This is a genomic window from Kitasatospora sp. MY 5-36, from assembly GCF_001182915.1.
GTDB lineage: Bacteria > Actinomycetota > Actinomycetes > Streptomycetales > Streptomycetaceae > Kitasatospora.
The window spans coordinates 1-17,310 of sequence record NZ_LFVW01000218.1 but is presented as its reverse complement, the minus strand read 5'-3'; the positions used below and the strand labels follow the sequence as shown (position 1 = coordinate 17,310).

Here is a 17,310-nt window from a genome sequence, read left to right as displayed (position 1 = left end):
CCATCTGCTGCCACCCGTCCTGGCCCGGCTCGCCGAGCGCCACCCCGGGCTCGGCACCCGGGTCCGGATCGTCCGGGAGCTCGGCCGGGGCAGCGCCGGGGAGGTCGCCGACGGGCGCGCCGACCTCGGGCTGGCAACGCTCGACGCGGGCGGCCCGCCGCCCGTCCCGGGCCTGGTCGCGGTGCGACTGTACGAGGAGTCGTACGCGCTCGCGCACCCGCAGGGCCACCCGGCGCCGCGCGAACTCCCGCTGGTCGACTGGGACGAGAACTGCGGCTCGTACACCCGGGACTGGTGGCAGCGGCAGGACTGGATCCCGCCCGCGACCGTGGACGTGGAGGACGACACGGTGGCCGTCTCGCTGGTCGCCCAGGGCCTCGGCATGGCGATCATGCCCCGGACCGCCCTGCTCGGCGCCCCGGCCGGCCTCGCCGTCACCGACCTCGGGCCGCGGCCGCCCAGCCGCTCCGTCGGGTACGTCACCACGCCCGAGCTGGCCGGGACGGCCGCCGTCCGGGCGCTGATCCGGGAACTGCGCGAACTGCCGCTGCCCGCCGGGCTGGTGGCGGCCCGGCCCTCGGCGGCGGCGCGTCCTTCGGCACCGGCCGGGGCTCCGGAAGAGGCCCCGGCCCCGGCGGCCGCTCAGCCCCCGACGGCCTCCCGGAGCCTGCGGAACTCCTCGGCCAGCCCGTCCAGGGTGTAGTGGGCGTTGAGGCCGCTGGGGTTCGGCAGCACCCACACCTCGGTGTCGCCGATGCCCTCCGGCTGCCGCCCGAGCGGGGCCCGGCGCTGCCCGAAGGCCGTCCGGTAGGCGCCGATGCCGAGCACGGCCAGGGCGCGCGGGCGCAGCCGCAGCACCCGCTCGCGCAGCGCGGCGCCGCCCTCGCGCAGCTCCTCGGTGGTCAGCTCGTCCGCCTTGGCGGTGGCGCGCGGGGCGACGTTGGTGATGCCCAGCCCGAGCGCGAGCAACTCCCGCTGCTCGTCCGGGCGGTACTGGCGCCCGGTGAAGCCGGAGCGGTGCAGGGCGGGCCAGAAGCGGTTGCCCGGGCGGGCGAAGTGGTGGCCGGTGGCACCGGACCACAGGCCCGGGTTGATGCCGCAGAACAGCACCCGCAGCCCGGGCCCGGAGACGTCCGGGATGGTGCTGTCCTTGGCGGCCAGCAGCTGCTCGGCGGTGGGCTTCATCGGTGCGCTCGGATTCACCCGGCCAAGTCTGCCGTGCCCTTGGCGGGGGCCTCCGTCCGGGCCGTGCCCTCGGCCGGGGCCTCGGTCGCGTCCTCGGCCGTCGCCTCCGCCCGGACCGGGGCCGGGGCCGCGAGCGGGGCCGAGGCCCTGGCCGCCCGGCGGTCGCGCAGCCGGCGCAGGCCGAACACCACCGCGGCCGCGTACGCCCAGCCGACGAAGACGTCGATGATGAAGTGCTCCGCGCCGTACACCAGGGTGAAGGTCATCGCGAGCGGGTAGGCGACCAGCACCGCCCGCAGCCAGCGCTTGGCGGTGGGCCAGAAGAAGAACAGCAGCATCGCCGGGTAGGCGGAGTGCAGCGAGGGCATCGCGGCGACGTCGTTGGCGAACTGGCTGCCGTTCTCCAGCAGCGAGTCGGCCTGCGGCAGCCCGCTCACCGAGATCACCTCCCAGACCACCCGGGACAGGTGCGGCAGGTTGCCCTCCTGGGCGACCAGCCACGGCGGGTCGGCCGGGTAGAGGAGGTAGGTGGCGAAGCCCGCGAAGGTGAGCGTCAGGTAGGCGGCGAGCAGCTGGCGGAAGCGCTGGTGGGCGCGCCGCCAGAGCACCGCGAGCAGCAGGAAGACGACGAAGAAGTGCGAGAGGTAGACGGCCACCGCGGCGTAGTCGTACCAGTGCGGCGAGCCGGCGGTGTAGAGGGCGTGCTGGAGCCGGACGGTCCAGGTCTCGCCGAAGCCGAGCACCTCGTCGAAGCGCAGCTGCGGCAGCCAGTGCGGGGCCCACGGGGTGTGCGCGCCGTAGCCGCGCAGCAGCGAGTACGTCCACACCACGGCCATCACCGGGACCCAGTCGCGCAGGACCAGGAGGAAGCCGCGGGGGCCGTGCCCGCTGTGCACGGCGCCGGTCAGCAGGGCGGCGATCAGCCAGAGGAACAGCACGTCGTTGGCGGCGGGGATGCCCTCGGTGCGCAGGAACCAGAGGAGGCACGTCAGGTAGAGCGGCCAGGCCAGCCATCGGAGTCTCGACCAGCCCGTCACGCGGGGGCGGGGCGGAGGCACCGGGCGCGGCTGCCCGGCCCGCACGTCGTGCGGGGCCGGGGAGAGGGTCTTGGTCATGCGCACTGAAACTAGCAACCCAAACTTGGAGGTCTCTGGGTGAAATATGACCGGATCGTAAGAACGTCCGACCCGGTCGTCACCCGGTTCGACACACGGTCAGGCACCGGAAGGCGCCCTCGGGCACCTGCGGACACCGTCGGGCGCCTTCCGGCACCGTCCGGCGGCCTCAGGACACGATGCCCAGCTCGTGCGGGGTGTTGTTGAAGCGGCGGCCGCCGGCCGGGGTGACGGTGACGATGTCCTCGATCCGCACCCCGAACCGGCCGGGCAGGTAGATCCCGGGCTCGATGGAGAAGCACATGCCGGGCACCAGCGGCCGCTCCTCGCCCTCGACCAGGTACGGAGGTTCGTGCGTGGTGGTGCCGATGCCGTGGCCGGTGCGGTGGATGAAGTACTCGCCGTACCCGCCCTCGGTGATCACCCGGCGGGCGATCCGGTCGATCTCCTGGCAGCTGACACCGGGCCGGACCGCCTCGAAGGCGGTCTGCTGGGCCAGCCGGACCAGCTCGTGCACCGTCCGCACCTCGTCCGGGACGTCCGGGCCGACGTGCACGGTCCGGGTGGTGTCGGAGCCGTAGCCGTCCTTGAGACCGCCGAAGTCCAGCACCACCGTGTCACCCGTACGGATGACCCGCTCACCGGCCTCGTGGTGCGGGTCGGCGCCGTTCGGGCCGGAGCCGACCACGGTGAAGTCGACCTGGCTGTGCCCGTACTGGATGAGCAGCGCGCCGAGGTCGGCGGCCACGTCGGTCTCCCGGCGGCCGGCGAAGGGGACCTCCAGGATGCCCCGGTAGGCGGCGTCCGCCGCGCCGCCGGCCGAGGCCAGCCGCTCCAGCTCCTCGGTGTCCTTGACGGCGCGCAGCATCGGCAGGCTGTCGGTGAGCGAGGTGAAGGAGACGCCGGGCAGCGCGGCCTGGAAGCCGAGCAGGTGCAGGGCCCAGGTGTTGTCGGAGACGCCGTACCGGCCGGCCGGGTCGAGCAGCGGGCCCGCGGTGGCGAACGGGTCCTCGCCGTCGGACCAGTCGAGCAGCCGGACGGCCGGGGCGCCGACCGCCTTCTCGGCGTCCGGACGCTCCAACTTGGGCACCACCAGGGTGGGTTCGCGTCCGGCCGCGAGCACGAGGGCGGTCAGCCGCTCGGTGATCGCGGTGGGCGAGTAGCCGCACAGGTAGGCCAGGTCGGGGCCGGGGGCGACGACCAGGCCGGCCAGTCCGGCGGCGGTCGCCTCGGCGGTGGCACGGGTCATCCGGTCGGTGTGGTCCTGCACGGTGAAGGGGCGGGGCACGGCGGTTCCTCCTCTGGGCCGGACGGGCTCTGCTGAGCCTCCGTCGCGTCAACTCCATCACTTCCGGGAGGAGTTGGTGAAGCCCTCGGGGGAGCCCCGGCGGGCCGGCGCGGTTCCGGCGGGTCCGGCGCTCCCCGCCGGGGGCCGCCGCGGCCCCCGGCGGAGGCCGGTCCTGCCGGTCCTGTTGGTCCTGCCGGTCCTGCTGGTGCGATCGGCGGGGTCGGTGCGATCGCTCCTGCCGACAGCCGGAGCACCAGCGCCGGGACGAGGCCGAGCAGGGTGCGGGCCGGCCCGCGGAGCGCCAGGGCCGGTGCGGCGGCGGCCGTCCGGCTCGGCGGGGGTCTGTCCGGCGCATGCATGCGGTCCTCCTCCGTACGGCCCCGGCCGGGAGCGCCCGACCGCGCGGGAGCCGGGGGAGGGGTCGGGAAGAGAGGCCGTACCCGGCCAGTCCACCGGGGCGCCGCGGCCGCCGCATGCCGCGAGCACCCGAGCGGGTGACCGGCGGCAGGACCGGAGGAGCCGCGGCCGACGGCGCGATCCGGGCCCCGCGGACCGGCCGCGGACCGCTCCAAAGGCCCCGCAGCCTGCTCTACGGTCTCCGACCGGGCACGGAATCATAAATTCCGGGCCGACTGTCGGTGCGGTGGGACACCATGGCCGCCATGTCCTATGAACTCCAGGCGCTGATAGGAACACGGGAGCTGCTGACGGTGGCGGCCGCGGAGGTTCCGGCGGCCCGGGTGGTGCCCTTGGCACAGGGGCTGGCGATGATCCCGGTCACCTCCGCCGTCCTCGCCGCGCTCCAGGGGGACGGCAGCGTGCGCAAGCCGCGCGGCGGGGCCGGGTTCGGCTGGCACTCGGACGGCTTCGAACTCCGGCTGGCCGCCTGGTCGAAGGCCGGCCCGATCGCCTGCGTCGAGGCCGAGTACTTCGGCGGCAGCGGCACCCAGCGCGCCGCCGTCTGGGCGGACGGCGCGGTCACCCTCGGCCCGCTCACCATCGGCGAGTTCGAGCCCGCCCCGGTCGACGGCACCCCGATCTCCCACGTCCTGCGACGGATCGGTGCGCGCACCGAGGAGGGCCGGGCGGACGAGTTCGAGTCGGTCGGCCTGGGCCGGCACCGCAGCACCGCCGGCTGGGCGGAGTCGACCGGCTGACCCGACCCCCGCGCCCCACCGCCCGTCGGCCCCGCCGCCCGCCCCGGCCCCGCCGACGCGAACGGCCCCGCCCCCGAAAGCGGGGAGCAGGGCCGCGCCGTCGTCCGTCGAACCGGCCGACCGGAGGGTCAGCGGTAGTTCACGTACTGGATCGCGAAGTCCAGGTCCTTGCCCTTGAGCAGGGCCTGCACGGCCTGGAGGTCGTCGCGGCTCTTCGAGCTGACGCGCAGCTCGTCGCCCTGGACCTGCGCCTTGACGCCCTTCGGGCCCTCGTCACGGATGATCTTCGCGACCTTCTTCGCGTCCTCCGTGGTGATGCCCTCCTTGACGTTGGCGAAGATCTTGTACTCCTTGCCGGACAGCTGGGGCTCGTTGGCGTCCAGGGCCTTCAGCGACAGGCCGCGCTTCACGAACTTGGTCTGGAGGATGTCGAGTACGGCGCGCACGCGCTCCTCGCCGTTCGCCTTCATCTCGATCTTCTCGCCCGAGCGGCTGATCTCGGCGCCCACGTTCTTGAAGTCGAAGCGCGTCGCGATCTCGCGGGAGGTCTGGTTGATCGCGTTGTCGACCTCCTGCCACTCGACCTTCGAGACGATGTCGAAACTGGAGTCGGCCATGGGTATTGGTCTCCTTGATGCTCTGGTCTTCACTGGCACGGGCCCGCCCCTCGGGGGCGCCCGCGACCCCAGCCTATCCAGCGCCACACCGGCCCCGCCCGTAGCGGGCGCCCGCGGTTTCTTGATCGTCGCGTGATCTATCGAGTGGCGGAGCACCCCCCGGCATCGGGTATGGTTTACCAAGTCGAACGGGGTGAACACCCCGGGAAACGAAGATCCTGGCTGGTTGCCCGAGCGGCCAAAGGGAGCAGACTGTAAATCTGTCGCGCAAGCTACGCAGGTTCGAACCCTGCACCAGCCACAGGATAGAGAAACAGCCCCCGATCTGCGGAAACGCGGATCGGGGGCTGTTTCGTTTTGCCCGGGCGGCCTTGCCGGGGGCAGGGGAGCGGGGAGTCGGGAGGGCGGGTGTCGGGCCGACTTATTGCACATTGCTTGCAATTACGGGTACCAGGCAGCAGAGTGGGGCCCGGGGGTGGGAGTCCTTCGACAGAGCTGATCGTCTTCCCAGCCGGCGACCGCCGGGACAAACGGCTCGCCCCACCCCCGCCAACAGCCACCCGACGGAGGCCGACGCGGCGTGACGGCCGCGTCAAGGGCGCGTCAAGGCCGCTCGTGGCGGCGTCAGGAACGCGTAGGGGCCCGGCGGGCGATGGGCGCGCGGACCGCAGGATCGGAGCAACTACCGACTGCGGAGGTCCCGTCCGATGTCCAGCGCCATCACCACCCCGGCCGTCACGGCCGACTCCGAGCCGCCTGGCATCGGCGCGGGAGACGAGCGGCACCGGCTCAGCGCGCTCGGCGGGCTGGCCGCGCTCTCGCTGGACGCCATGGCCTCGGTCGCGTACGGGCCGGAGTCGATCGTGCTGGTGCTGGCCGCCGCCGGGGCGTACGGGCTGGGCTTCACGCTGCCGGTCACCGCGGCGATCGCCCTGCTGCTGGCGGTGCTGGTGGCCTCCTACCGGCAGGTGATCGCGGCGTTCCCGGACGGCGGCGGCGCCTACGCGGTGGCCAAGGCGCACCTCGGCCGCCGGACCGCGCTGACCGCGGCCGCCTCGCTGGTCGTCGACTACGTGCTGAACGTGGCGGTCTCGGTCACCGCCGGCGTCGCCGCGCTCACCTCGGCCGTCCCGGGCCTGTACGACGACCGGGTCTGGCTCTGCCTGGGGGTGCTCGCGCTGGTCACCGCGGTGAACCTGCGGGGGATCGCCGAGTCGGCGCGCTGGTTCATGGCGCCGACGGCCGTCTTCGTGCTCTCCATCCTGGCGATCGTCGTGGTCGGCCTGTTCCGGGACGCCCCGGCCAGCACCGCGGCCGCCGCCGGCCATGCCTCGACGCTCGCCGAGAACGCCACCACCGTCGGCGCGCTGCTGCTGCTCAAGGCCTTCGCGGCCGGCTGTTCCGCGCTGACCGGGGTGGAGGCGGTGGCCAACGCCGTCCCCTCCTTCCGCACTCCGCGGGTCAAGCGCGCCCAGCACACCGAGGTCGCGCTCGGCGCCCTGCTCGGCGTGATGCTGATCGGACTGGCCGTGCTGATCGGCCGCTTCCACCTCCAGCCGGTCGAGGGCGTCACCGTGCTCGCCCAGCTCGCCGACGCCTCGCTCGGCCACGGCTTCGGCTTCTACGTCGTCCAGTTCGCCACCGTGGTGCTGCTCGGGCTGGCCGCCAACACCTCCTTCGGCGGGCTGCCGGTGCTGCTCGACCTGCTCGCCCGGGACAACCACCTCCCGCACCTGTTCGCGCTGCGCGCCGACCGCCAGGTGTACCGGTACGGCGTGCTGTTCCTGGCCGCGGTGTCGGCGGCGCTGCTGGCCGGCTCCGGCGGGGACGTCAACAGCCTGGTGCCGCTGTTCTCGATCGGCGTGTTCGTCGGCTTCACCATCTGCCAGGTCGGCATGGTCCGGCACTGGCTGCTGCACCGGCCGTCCGGCTGGCGGTGGAAGGCCGCGCTGAACGGCTTCGGGGCGCTGCTCACCGGCGTCGCGGCGCTGGTCGTCACCGGCACCAAGTTCACCGAGGGCGCCTGGGGCATCGTGGTGGCCCTGCCGCTGCTGGTGGTGCTGTTCGAGGCGGTCCACCGCAGTTACGGGCGGATCGGCGAGCGGCTGGAGCTGGGCCGGGTGCCCGGCCCGGTGACCAGGCAGCGCAGCCTGGTCGTCGTCCCGGTGACCGCGATCACCCGGCTGACCAGGGACGGCCTGTCGGCGGCGCTCTCGCTCGGCGACGAGGTGATGGCGGTGACCGTGGTGCACGAGCCGGCCGCCGCCGAGGCGCTGCGCCGGGACTGGGAGCTGTGGCGGCCGGGCGTGCCGTTGGTGGAGATCCCGGATGCCCACCGCCGGCTGGGCCGGCCGATCGCCGACTTCGTCAACGAGCTGGGGGCGGAGCACGCCTACGACCGGCTCACCGTGCTGATCCCCGAGGTGGAGCCGGCCCGCTGGTGGCAGCGGGCGCTCCAGAACCGGCGCGGCGCCGTGATCGACCGCGCCCTGCGGCGGCACACCGACGCGGTGGTCTGCCGGTTGCGCATGCGGATGTGATCAGGGGACGGGTACGGAACGGCCCCGGACGGCAGCCCGCCGCCCGGGGCCGTTCCGTACCCGGACGTGCCCTCAGCGGCCCGCCGCCGAACGAGCCCCCGGCCCGCCGCCGAACGCGCCCCCGGCCCGCCGTCGTGTCTCGGCCCGATCACGACGGTCTCGGTCCGGTGAAGCGCCCGTCAAGGCCGCGTCAACGTCGCGCTGTCACCCGTATGGAGGGCGTCAGGGCCCCATAACGCGCCGCTGACGGCTGGTTTGCTGCATCTGCCGGTCGTCCGCCGGCGCCGCGCGAGCCCCTTCGGCCCAGGTCGCGGCATCTCCCGAACCACTCTGGTGGAGCCCATGTCCGATCTCATCTACGTCGGTGTCACGGTCGCCGTGTTCGCCGTCATCGCCCTGATCGCGCGGGGGGTGGAGAAGCTGTGAGCGCCGAGAACATCGCTGGTCTGGTCGTGGCCGTCGCGCTCGTCGGCTATCTCGTCGTGGCGCTGATCTTCCCGGAGAAGTTCTGACATGGGATCCACTCTCGCGGGCTGGCTCCAGGTCATCGCCCTCGTCGGCGCGCTGGCCCTGTGCTACCGCCCCCTCGGCGACTACATCGCCAAGCTCCTCACCCCCGCCAAGCACCTCAGAGTCGAGCGCGGCATCTACAAGCTGATCGGCGTCGACGGCGACGCGGACCAGCGCTGGCCGTCGTACCTCCGCTCGGTGCTGGCCTTCTCGGCCGTCTCCGTCCTCTTCCTCTACGGCCTGATCCGCCTCCAGGGCTACCTGCTGCTGAACCTGGGTGTTCCGCAGATGGAGGGCCACCAGGCCTGGAACACCGCGATCTCGTTCGTCGCCAACACCAACTGGCAGTCCTACGGCGGCGAGTCCGCGATGGGCCACCTGGTGCAGATGGCGGGCCTGGCGGTGCAGAACTTCGTCTCCGCGGCCGTCGGCATCGCCGTCGTCGCCGCGCTGATCCGGGGCTTCACCCGCAACCGGACGGACCGGATCGGCAACTTCTGGGTGGACCTCACCCGGATCAACCTGCGCCTGCTGCTGCCGATCTCGATCGTCTTCGCCCTGGTGCTGGCCGCCAACGGCGTGATCCAGAACTTCCACGGCTTCCACGAGGTGACCTCGCTGGCCGGCGAGGTCCAGAAGATCCCGGGCGGCCCGGTGGCCTCCCAGGAGGTCATCAAGCTGCTCGGCACCAACGGCGGCGGCTTCTTCAACGCCAACTCGGCGCACCCGTTCGAGAACCCGACCGGTTTCACCAACCTGGTCGAGATCTTCCTGATCCTGCTGATCCCGTTCGCGCTGCCGCGGACCTTCGGCCGGATGGTGGGGGACAACCGCCAGGGCTACGCGATCGTCGCCGTGATGGGCCTGTTCTGGGCCGCCTCGGTGGCCCTGCTGACCCTCGCCGAGTCGCAGCACCACGGCGCCGCCCTGCAGGCCGCGGGCGCCGCGATGGAGGGCAAGGAGCAGCGCTTCGGCATCGCCGCGAGCTCGCTGTTCGCCGCCTCGACGACGCTGACCTCGACCGGCGCGGTGAACTCCTTCCACGACTCGTACACGCCGTTCGGCGGCGGGCTGACGGTCTTCAACATGATGCTGGGCGAGATCGCGCCCGGCGGTGTGGGCTCCGGCCTGTACGGGATGCTCGTGCTGGCGGTCATCGCGGTGTTCGTGGCGGGCCTGATGGTCGGCCGCACCCCCGAGTACCTGGGCAAGAAGCTCGGCGGCCGGGAGATGAAGTTCGCCTCGCTGTACATCCTCACCACGCCGACGATCGTGCTGGTCGGCACGGGTGTGGCGATGGCCCTGCCGGGTGAGCGCGCCGGGATGCTCAACTCGGGCGCCCACGGCTTCTCCGAGGTGCTGTACGCCTTCACCTCGGCGGCCAACAACAACGGCTCGGCCTTCGGCGGCATCACCGTCAACACCGACTGGTACGACACCGCGCTCGGCCTGGCGATGATCTTCGGCCGGCTGCTGCCGATCGTCTTCGTCCTGGCGCTGTCCGGCTCGCTCGCCCAGCAGCAGCCGGTCCCGGCCACCCCGGGCACCCTGCCCACCCACAAGCCGCTGTTCGTGGGCCTGCTGTCGGGCGTGATCCTGATCGTCGTCGGCCTCACCTACTTCCCGGCCCTGGCTCTCGGGCCGATCGCGGAAGGTCTGTCCTCCTGATGTCCACCCCTACGCTCAACCCCGCACCGGCCGACAAGGCGGAGCCCGCCGCGCCGCACAGAGTGTCGAGCGGCCTGCTCGACCCGAAGCTGATCCTCGCGTCCGTGCCGGACGCGGTGAAGAAGCTCGACCCCCGGGTGATGGTCAAGAACCCGGTGATGTTCGTGGTCGAGGTCGGCTCGGTGGTCACCACCGTCGCCGCGATCGCCGACCCGTCCGTGTTCGCCTGGGCCATCACCGTCTGGCTCTGGCTGACCACGATCTTCGCCAACCTGGCCGAGGCCGTCGCCGAGGGCCGCGGCAAGGCGCAGGCCGACACCCTGCGCAAGACCAAGAGCGACACCATGGCCCGCCGGCTCACCGACTGGCCGGCCACCGGCGCCGAGGAGGAGGTGCCCGGCACCGCGCTCCGGCTCGGCGACCACGTGGTGGTCGAGGCCGGGCAGGTCATCCCCGGTGACGGCGACGTGGTCGAGGGTGTCGCGAGCGTCGACGAGTCGGCGATCACCGGCGAGTCCGCGCCCGTCATCCGGGAGTCCGGCGGCGACCGCAGTGCCGTCACCGGCGGCACCAAGGTGCTGTCCGACCGGATCGTGGTGAAGATCGCCTCGGAGCCCGGCAAGTCGTTCGTGGACCGGATGATCGCCCTGGTCGAGGGCGCCGACCGGCAGAAGACGCCGAACGAGATCGCGCTCAACATCCTGCTGGCCTCGCTGACCATCGTCTTCCTGGTCGCGGTCGTCACGCTCCAGCCGATGGCCACCTACGCGGGCGCCCCGCAGTCGATGATCGTCCTGGTCGCCCTGATCGTGGCGCTCATCCCGACCACCATCGGCGCGCTGCTCTCCGCGATCGGCATCGCCGGCATGGACCGGCTGGTGCAGCGCAACGTGCTGGCGATGTCCGGCCGCGCCGTCGAGGCCGCCGGCGACGTCAACACCCTGCTGCTCGACAAGACCGGCACCATCACCCTGGGCAACCGCCAGGCCGCCGAGTTCCTGCCCGCCCCGGGCGTCTCCACCGAGGACCTGGCCAGTGCCGCGCAGCTCTCCTCGCTCGCGGACGAGACCCCGGAGGGCCGCTCGATCGTGGTCCTCGCCAAGACCGAGTACGGTCTGCGGGCCCGCGCCCAGGGCGAGCTGACCCACGCCACCTGGGTCCCGTTCACCGCCCAGACCCGGATGTCGGGCGTCGACCTGGACGAGGAAATGGAAGGGGCGGAGCGCAGCGACTCGGACAAGGGCGGTGGTGGGCGACGGGTGGGCGTCCACCAGGTCCGCAAGGGCGCCGCCGGGGCCGTCTCCAACTGGGTGACCGGGAACGGCGGTTCGGTCGGCGACGAGGTCTCCGCCCTGGTCGACGGGATCTCCGCCGCGGGTGGCACCCCGCTGGTCGTGGCCGCGAAGACGGGCAGCGCGCCCGCCCGCGTCCTGGGGGTCATCCACCTCAAGGACGTGGTCAAGGAGGGCATGCGGGAGCGCTTCGACGAGCTCCGCCGGATGGGCATCAAGACCATCATGATCACGGGCGACAACCCGCTGACCGCCAAGGCGATCGCGGAGGAGGCCGGCGTGGACGACTTCCTCGCCGAGGCCACGCCCGAGGACAAGATGGCCCTGATCAAGAAGGAGCAGGAGGGCGGCAAGCTGGTCGCGATGACCGGCGACGGCACCAACGACGCCCCCGCGCTCGCCCAGGCCGACGTCGGCGTCGCGATGAACACCGGGACCATGGCGGCCAAGGAGGCCGGCAACATGGTCGACCTGGACTCCAACCCGACCAAGCTGATCGAGATCGTGGAGATCGGCAAGCAGCTGCTGATCACCCGCGGCGCGCTGACCACCTTCTCGATCGCCAACGACGTGGCCAAGTACTTCGCGATCATCCCCGCGATGTTCGCCGGGGTCTACCCGGGCCTGAGCCACCTCAACATCATGGGCCTGCACAGCCCGCAGTCCGCGATCACCTCGGCGATCATCTTCAACGCCCTGGTCATCATCGGCCTGATCCCGCTCGCCCTGCGCGGCGTGCGCTACCGCCCGTCCGACGCCAGCTCGCTGCTGCGCCGCAACATCGGCGTCTACGGCTTCGGCGGCCTGGTGGTGCCGTTCGTCGGCATCAAGCTGATCGACCTGATCGTCCAGTTCATCCCCGGCCTCAGCTGAAGCGGGAAGGAGAGAAAACCATGTCCAAGCCCCTGCCGACGATCCTCCGCACCCACTTCACGGCCCTGCGAGCGCTCCTGGTGCTCACCGTGATCCTCGGGGTCGTCTACCCGCTCCTGATCACCGGCGTCTCCCAGGTCGCCTTCTCCGACAAGGCGAACGGCTCGCCGGTGACGTCCGGCGGCAGGGAGGTCGGCTCCAGCCTGATCGGCCAGAGCTTCAACCTCCCGAAGACCAACCCGGACGACCCGAAGGAGGAGGCCCAGCCGGACCCGAAGTGGTTCCAGCCGCGCCCCTCCGCCGCCGGGACCGGCTACGACGCCTCCTCCTCCAGCGCCAGCAACCTCGGCCCGAACAGCGAGGACCTGCTGAAGGCCGTCAACGACCGCCGCGCCGCCGTCGCCGCGTTCGACGGCGTCGACCCGGCGAGCGTCCCGGCCGACGCGCTGACCGCCTCCGGCTCCGGCCTCGACCCGCACATCTCCGTCGCGTACGCCAAGGAGCAGGTCGAGCGGGTCGCCAAGCACCGCGACCTGCCGGTGGAGACGGTGGGCAAACTGGTCGAGAAGTACACCGAGAGCCGCTCGCTCGGCTTCCTCGGCAACGAGGGCGTCAACGTCGTGCTGCTCAACAAGGCGCTCAGCGAGCAGAAGTGACACCACCTCGTACAGACGGGTGACCGGGCCGGCCCGGGCACGGGGGGCACGCCTCCCGCGCCCGGGCCGGCCGACCCGCGTCCGCAGACGTGCACCACCTCCCGATGGAAAGAGCAGTGCCCATGGCCCGCGACCTCACCCCCGGCACCGGCATCCGCGGCGGCCGGCTGAGGGTGTACCTCGGCTCCGCGCCGGGGGTCGGCAAGACGTACCGGATGCTGGACGAGGCCCGGCGCAGACAGGAGCGCGGGGCCGACGTCGTGGTCGGGTACATCGAGTGCCACGGCAGACCGCACACCGAGGCCATGCTGGCGGGCCTGGAGGTCGTGCCCCGCGTCCACCGCGACTACCGGGACGCCGGGTTCGACGAGATGGACCTCGACGGCGTGCTCGCCCGCCGCCCGTCCGTCGTGCTGGTGGACGAGCTGGCGCACACCAACATCCCCGGCGGCCGGCACGCCAAGCGCTGGCAGGACGTCGAGGAACTGCTCGCCGCCGGGATCGACGTCGTCACCACCGTCAACATCCAGCACCTGGAATCGCTGAACGACGTCGTCCGGAAGATCACCGGCATCCCGCAGCGGGAGACCGTCCCGGACGAGGTGGTCCGCCGGGCCGACCAGATCGAACTCGTCGACATGGCCCCGCAGGCGCTGCGCCGCCGGATGGCCCACGGCAACGTCTACAAGGCGGAGAAGGTGGACGCCGCGCTCTCGAACTACTTCCGGGTCGGCAACCTCACCGCCCTGCGTGAACTCGCCCTGCTCTGGGTGGCCGGGCGGGTGGACGAGGGACTGCGCGACTACCGGGCCAGCCACAACATCGACCGGGTCTGGGAGACCCGCGAACGGGTCGTGGTCGCCCTCACCGGCGGCCCCGAGGGCGAGACCCTGATCCGCCGCGCCGCCCGGATCGCCGACCGCACGGCCGGCGGCGAACTGCTGGCCGTCCACGTCTCCCGCAGCGACGGCCTGGCCGGCGCCTCCTCCGGCGCCCTCGCCCAGCAGCGGCAGCTGGTGGAGACCCTCGGCGGCAGCTACCACGTGGTGGTCGGCGACGACGTCCCGACCGCGCTGCTCACCTTCGCCCGCGCCCACCACGCCACCCAGCTGGTGCTCGGCACCAGCCGCCGCGGCCGGATCAACCGCTTCCTCACCGGCCCCGGCACCGGGCAGACCACCGTGGACGACTCCGAGGACATCGACGTCCACATGGTCACCCACGAGTTCACCGGCCGCGGCCGGCTGCCCTCGCTCGGCCGCCGCCACTCCCGGCGCCGCACCATCGCCGGCTACCTGGCCGGCCTGGCGGTGCCCTGGCTGCTCACCGTCCTGCTCTCGCAGGCGGACCACAGCATCAACCTGACCACCGACGCGCTGATCTTCCAGCTCGGCGTGGTGATCGTCGCCCTGCTCGGCGGCGCGGTGTCGGCCCTGCTGGCCTCGGTCGTCGCCTCGGTGCTGCTCAACTACTACTTCATCCCGCCGGTCCACAGCCTGACCATCGGCGAGACCAACAACATCGTCGCCCTGGTGGTCTTCGCCGCGATCGCGCTCACCGTCTCCACCGTGGTCGACCACGCCGGCCGGCTCACCAGCCGGGCCGCCCGCGCCACCGCCGAGGCCGAGACCCTCTCCACCCTGGCGGGCAGCGTGCTGCGCGGCGCCGACGCGCTGCCCGCCCTGCTGGAGAAGTCCCGGACGGCCTTCGGCATGCGGGCCGTCGCGCTGCTCTCCCGGGGCGACGGCGAGGTGCTCGCGCACAGCGAGGGGGACCACCAGGGCGACGGCGAGGGGCCGCACGAGACCGCCGAGGTCCCGGTCGGCGCGGACGCCCTCCTGGTGCTCACCGGCCGCCGGCTGCCCGCCGCCGACCAGCGGGTGCTGACCGCCTTCGCCGCCCACGTCGCCGCCGCGCTGGAGCGCGACCGGCTGGCCGTGGTCGCCGCCGAGGTCGAGCCGATCAAGGCCGCCGACCGGATGCGCACCGCCCTGCTCGCCGCCGTCAGCCACGACCTGCGCACCCCGCTGGCCGCCGCCCGCGCCTCGGTCGGCTCGCTGCGCAGCCCCGACGTCGAGTTCTCGCCCGAGGACCAGGCCGAACTCCTCGCCACCGCCGACGAGTCGCTGGTCAAGCTCACCCGGCTGGTCGACAACCTGCTCGACATGAGCCGCCTCCAGGCCGGCGCGCTCACCCTGCACCTCACCGAGACCCACCTCGACGAGATCCTGCCCCGGGCGCTCGACAGCCTCCCCGACCCGTACGCGCCGGTCCAGCCGCTCGACCTGGACACCGCCCCGCCGGTGCTCGCCGATCCGCCGCTGCTGGAGCGGGTGCTCGCCAACGTGATCACCAACGCGCTGCGGTACAACGCCCCCGGCGCGCCCGTCCTGGTCACCGCCAGCCACCACGCCGACCAGGTGGAGATCCGGGTGATCGACCGCGGCCCCGGCATCGCCCCCGAGGACCGGGACCGGGTCTTCCTGCCCTTCCAGCGCCTCGGCGACACCGACAACACCACCGGCGTCGGCCTCGGCCTCGCCCTCTCCCGCGGCCTCGCCGAGGCGATGGGCGGCAGCCTGGAGGTCGAGGACACCCCGGGCGGCGGCACCACCATGCTGCTCACCCTGCCCGCCGCCACCACCGCGCCCAGCACCACCGAGCCTGGAGACTCCGGGGAGGAACCTCCACATGAGTGAACGAAGTGAACGAACCATCGAAAGGTGCGTGTCTCGCGAAGCGACTGCCGAGCGAAGCGAGGCGGGCGCATGAGTGAGATTCTGGTCGTCGACGACGAGCCCGCCCTCCTGCGCACCCTGCGGATCAACCTCAGCGCCCGGCACTACGCCGTCCGCACCGCCGCCAGCGGCGGGGAGGCGCTGGACCGCGCCGCGCACAGTGCCCCGGACGCCGTCCTGCTCGACCTCGGCCTGCCCGACCTCGACGGGATGGACGTGCTGCGCGGCCTGCGCACCCACAGCGCGGTGCCGATCATCGTGCTCTCCGGCCGGACGGACGCCGCCGACAAGGTGGGCGCCCTGGACGCGGGCGCCGACGACTACCTCACCAAGCCGTTCCTGATGGACGAGCTGCTGGCCCGGCTGCGCGCCGTGCTGCGCCGGCCGCTGGGCGACGTGCCGCTGGGCCGGCCGGTGATCGGCGACCACACCGTGGACCTCGCGGCCACCGCGGTGCACGGCCCGAACGGCCCGGTCCGGCTCACCCCGACCGAGTGGCGCATCCTCGCCCTGCTGCTCGCCAACCCGGGCCGGCTGGTGCCCGGGAGGCAGATCCTGCGCGAGGTGTGGGGCCCGGCCCAGGAGGGGCGCGGCAACTACCTGCGGGTCTACTTCGCCGGGCTGCGCCGCAAGTTGGAGCGCGATCCGGCCCGGCCGCGGCACCTGGTCACCGAGCCGGGGATCGGGTACCGGTACGTGCCGTGACGGACCGGCGCACCGGTGCCGGCGCGCCCCCGTCAACGAGCCGTCAAGAGCGGCCCGGTGGGCGACAGGGGGGCGTCAAGGCCGCTCGGCGGCGGTGTTCCGCGGGCGTAGTGTCGGTGTCGAACGAGCGGCCCCTGCTCCGTGTGGGGGAGGTCCGGGGCCGCTCCAGCCGCCGCCCGAGGCGGCCAGCAGGTGGGGGAGGGGCGCGCGACACCAGTCGCGCGCCCCCATCTGCCGTCAGGGGCCATCAGGCCCACTCCGGGACCGGCTCAGCCGTCCCCGCCCCCGGACTGCCGGGGCAGCGCCAGCGCCACCGTGTCCGCGAACTCCCGGACCGCGCTGGTCCGGCTGACCACCCGGCCGCTGTGCACCACCAGCCGGCTGTGCCCGCCCGCGAGCGCCCCGGCCAGGCTGTCCCCGCGCACCGCCAGCAGCTCCGCCGGGAACCCGGCGTCCACCCGGACCGGCGCCAGGCCGAGCGCCGCCCGGGCCTGGTTCGCCACCGCGTCGTACGCCGCCTCCGGGGTCAACTCCCCACCGGCCGCCAGCAGGTAGGCCGACTCCAGCGGATCCGCCCGGCCGACCGGGTTGGACGGGTCGCGCAGCGCCCCGCTGCCCGCCGCCAGCGGCACCCCGGCGGCCGCCAACTCCCGTACCAGGCCCGGCCGCAGGCCCGCCGAGCGGCCCTCCATGCCGGTGCAGCAGCCGTTCTGCGGCAGGCAGACCACCCGGACCCCGCTGGTCGCCAGCACCGTCGACGCGCCCCGGGGCAGCGCCCCGCACGGGCCGAGTGCCACCCGGGGCCGCAGCGGGGCCAACGCCCCCGTCATCCGGGCGAGTTGGGCGGCGTCGCCGGCGCCGGTGTGCAGGTCCACCGGGCAGTCCGCCTCCCGGGCGGCCTCCAGCAGCAGCTGCACGTACCCGGCCGGGTCCGGGTCCAGCTCCGGGCAGCCGCCGGCCGCCGTG

13 protein-coding genes, 1 tRNA gene and 1 pseudogene are annotated in these 17,310 nt (G+C 73.2%); 10 read left to right on the top strand and 5 right to left on the bottom strand.

Translation table 11 applies throughout. The features are described 5' to 3' along the window. Positions 1-703, top strand: a 703-nt coding sequence (locus tag AE652_RS16215; RefSeq protein WP_234348405.1) for a LysR family transcriptional regulator substrate-binding protein, incomplete at its 5' end; no start/stop codon positions are given. Here the strand turns inward: AE652_RS16215 and mug are convergent. The 3 genes from mug to AE652_RS16200 all read right to left on the bottom strand — a co-directional run bounded on the left by mug (position 643) and on the right by AE652_RS16200 (position 3,549). Next, positions 643-1,185, bottom strand: a complete 543-nt coding sequence (gene mug, locus AE652_RS16210; RefSeq protein ID WP_049652089.1) for a G/U mismatch-specific DNA glycosylase — start codon at positions 1,183-1,185, stop codon at positions 643-645. The genes AE652_RS16215 and mug overlap by 61 nt on opposite strands. A 14-nt stretch (positions 1,186-1,199) precedes the next feature. Beyond that, the gene (locus AE652_RS16205) at positions 1,200-2,300 is read right to left on the bottom strand and encodes a phosphatase PAP2 family protein (protein WP_049652088.1); all 1,101 of its coding nucleotides are present in this window, start codon (positions 2,298-2,300) and stop codon (positions 1,200-1,202) included. A 169-nt stretch (positions 2,301-2,469) separates the two neighbouring features. Then, the gene (locus tag AE652_RS16200) at positions 2,470-3,549 is read right to left on the bottom strand and encodes an aminopeptidase P family protein (protein WP_049652091.1); all 1,080 of its coding nucleotides are present in this window, start codon (positions 3,547-3,549) and stop codon (positions 2,470-2,472) included. Positions 3,550-4,250: 701 nt separating this feature from the next. On the opposite strand from AE652_RS16200, the gene AE652_RS43125 reads away from it, so the two are divergent. Next, positions 4,251-4,745: a hypothetical protein gene (locus AE652_RS43125; protein WP_063780171.1), complete on the top strand. Its 495-nt coding sequence runs from the start codon at positions 4,251-4,253 to the stop codon at positions 4,743-4,745. A gap of 128 nt (positions 4,746-4,873) precedes the next feature. Here AE652_RS43125 and AE652_RS16190 read toward each other — a convergent pair whose 3' ends face one another. Then, the gene (locus tag AE652_RS16190) at positions 4,874-5,362 is read right to left on the bottom strand and encodes a YajQ family cyclic di-GMP-binding protein (RefSeq protein WP_049652087.1); all 489 of its coding nucleotides are present in this window, start codon (positions 5,360-5,362) and stop codon (positions 4,874-4,876) included. 220 nt (positions 5,363-5,582) lie between these two features. Between AE652_RS16190 and AE652_RS16185 the strand changes: the two genes are divergently transcribed. From AE652_RS16185 to AE652_RS16150, 8 genes are all read left to right on the top strand, one after another. Then, positions 5,583-5,663: transfer RNA gene (locus AE652_RS16185), tRNA-Tyr, on the top strand. Between the two features lie 406 nt (positions 5,664-6,069). Beyond that, entirely contained in the window at positions 6,070-7,902 is a 1,833-nt protein-coding gene (locus AE652_RS16180; RefSeq protein ID WP_049652086.1) for an APC family permease, read from the top strand. 422 nt (positions 7,903-8,324) lie between these two features. Next, entirely contained in the window at positions 8,325-8,414 is a 90-nt protein-coding gene (gene kdpF / locus AE652_RS43470) for a K(+)-transporting ATPase subunit F (RefSeq protein ID WP_045693083.1), read from the top strand. A gap of 1 nt (position 8,415) precedes the next feature. Beyond that, on the top strand, positions 8,416-10,080 hold the full coding sequence (gene kdpA, locus AE652_RS16170; protein WP_049652085.1) for a potassium-transporting ATPase subunit KdpA: 1,665 nt from the start codon (positions 8,416-8,418) through the stop codon (positions 10,078-10,080). After that, complete coding sequence (kdpB, locus tag AE652_RS16165) at positions 10,080-12,245, top strand: potassium-transporting ATPase subunit KdpB (protein WP_049652084.1); 2,166 nt, start codon at positions 10,080-10,082, stop codon at positions 12,243-12,245. The genes kdpA and kdpB overlap by 1 nt, the downstream gene beginning before the upstream one ends. Before the next feature lie 20 nt (positions 12,246-12,265). Next, the gene (gene kdpC / locus AE652_RS16160; RefSeq protein ID WP_049652083.1) at positions 12,266-12,901 is read left to right on the top strand and encodes a potassium-transporting ATPase subunit KdpC; all 636 of its coding nucleotides are present in this window, start codon (positions 12,266-12,268) and stop codon (positions 12,899-12,901) included. A 122-nt stretch (positions 12,902-13,023) separates the two neighbouring features. Next, the gene (locus AE652_RS16155; protein WP_053112080.1) at positions 13,024-15,600 is read left to right on the top strand and encodes a sensor histidine kinase KdpD; all 2,577 of its coding nucleotides are present in this window, start codon (positions 13,024-13,026) and stop codon (positions 15,598-15,600) included. Positions 15,601-15,669: 69 nt separating this feature from the next. Beyond that, on the top strand, positions 15,670-16,344 hold the full coding sequence (locus AE652_RS16150; protein WP_049652081.1) for a response regulator: 675 nt from the start codon (positions 15,670-15,672) through the stop codon (positions 16,342-16,344). Positions 16,345-16,613: 269 nt separating this feature from the next. On the opposite strand, the pseudogene AE652_RS16145 reads toward AE652_RS16150, so the two are convergent. After that, positions 16,614-17,310: pseudogene (locus AE652_RS16145) on the bottom strand (hydrolase); the annotation flags it as partial.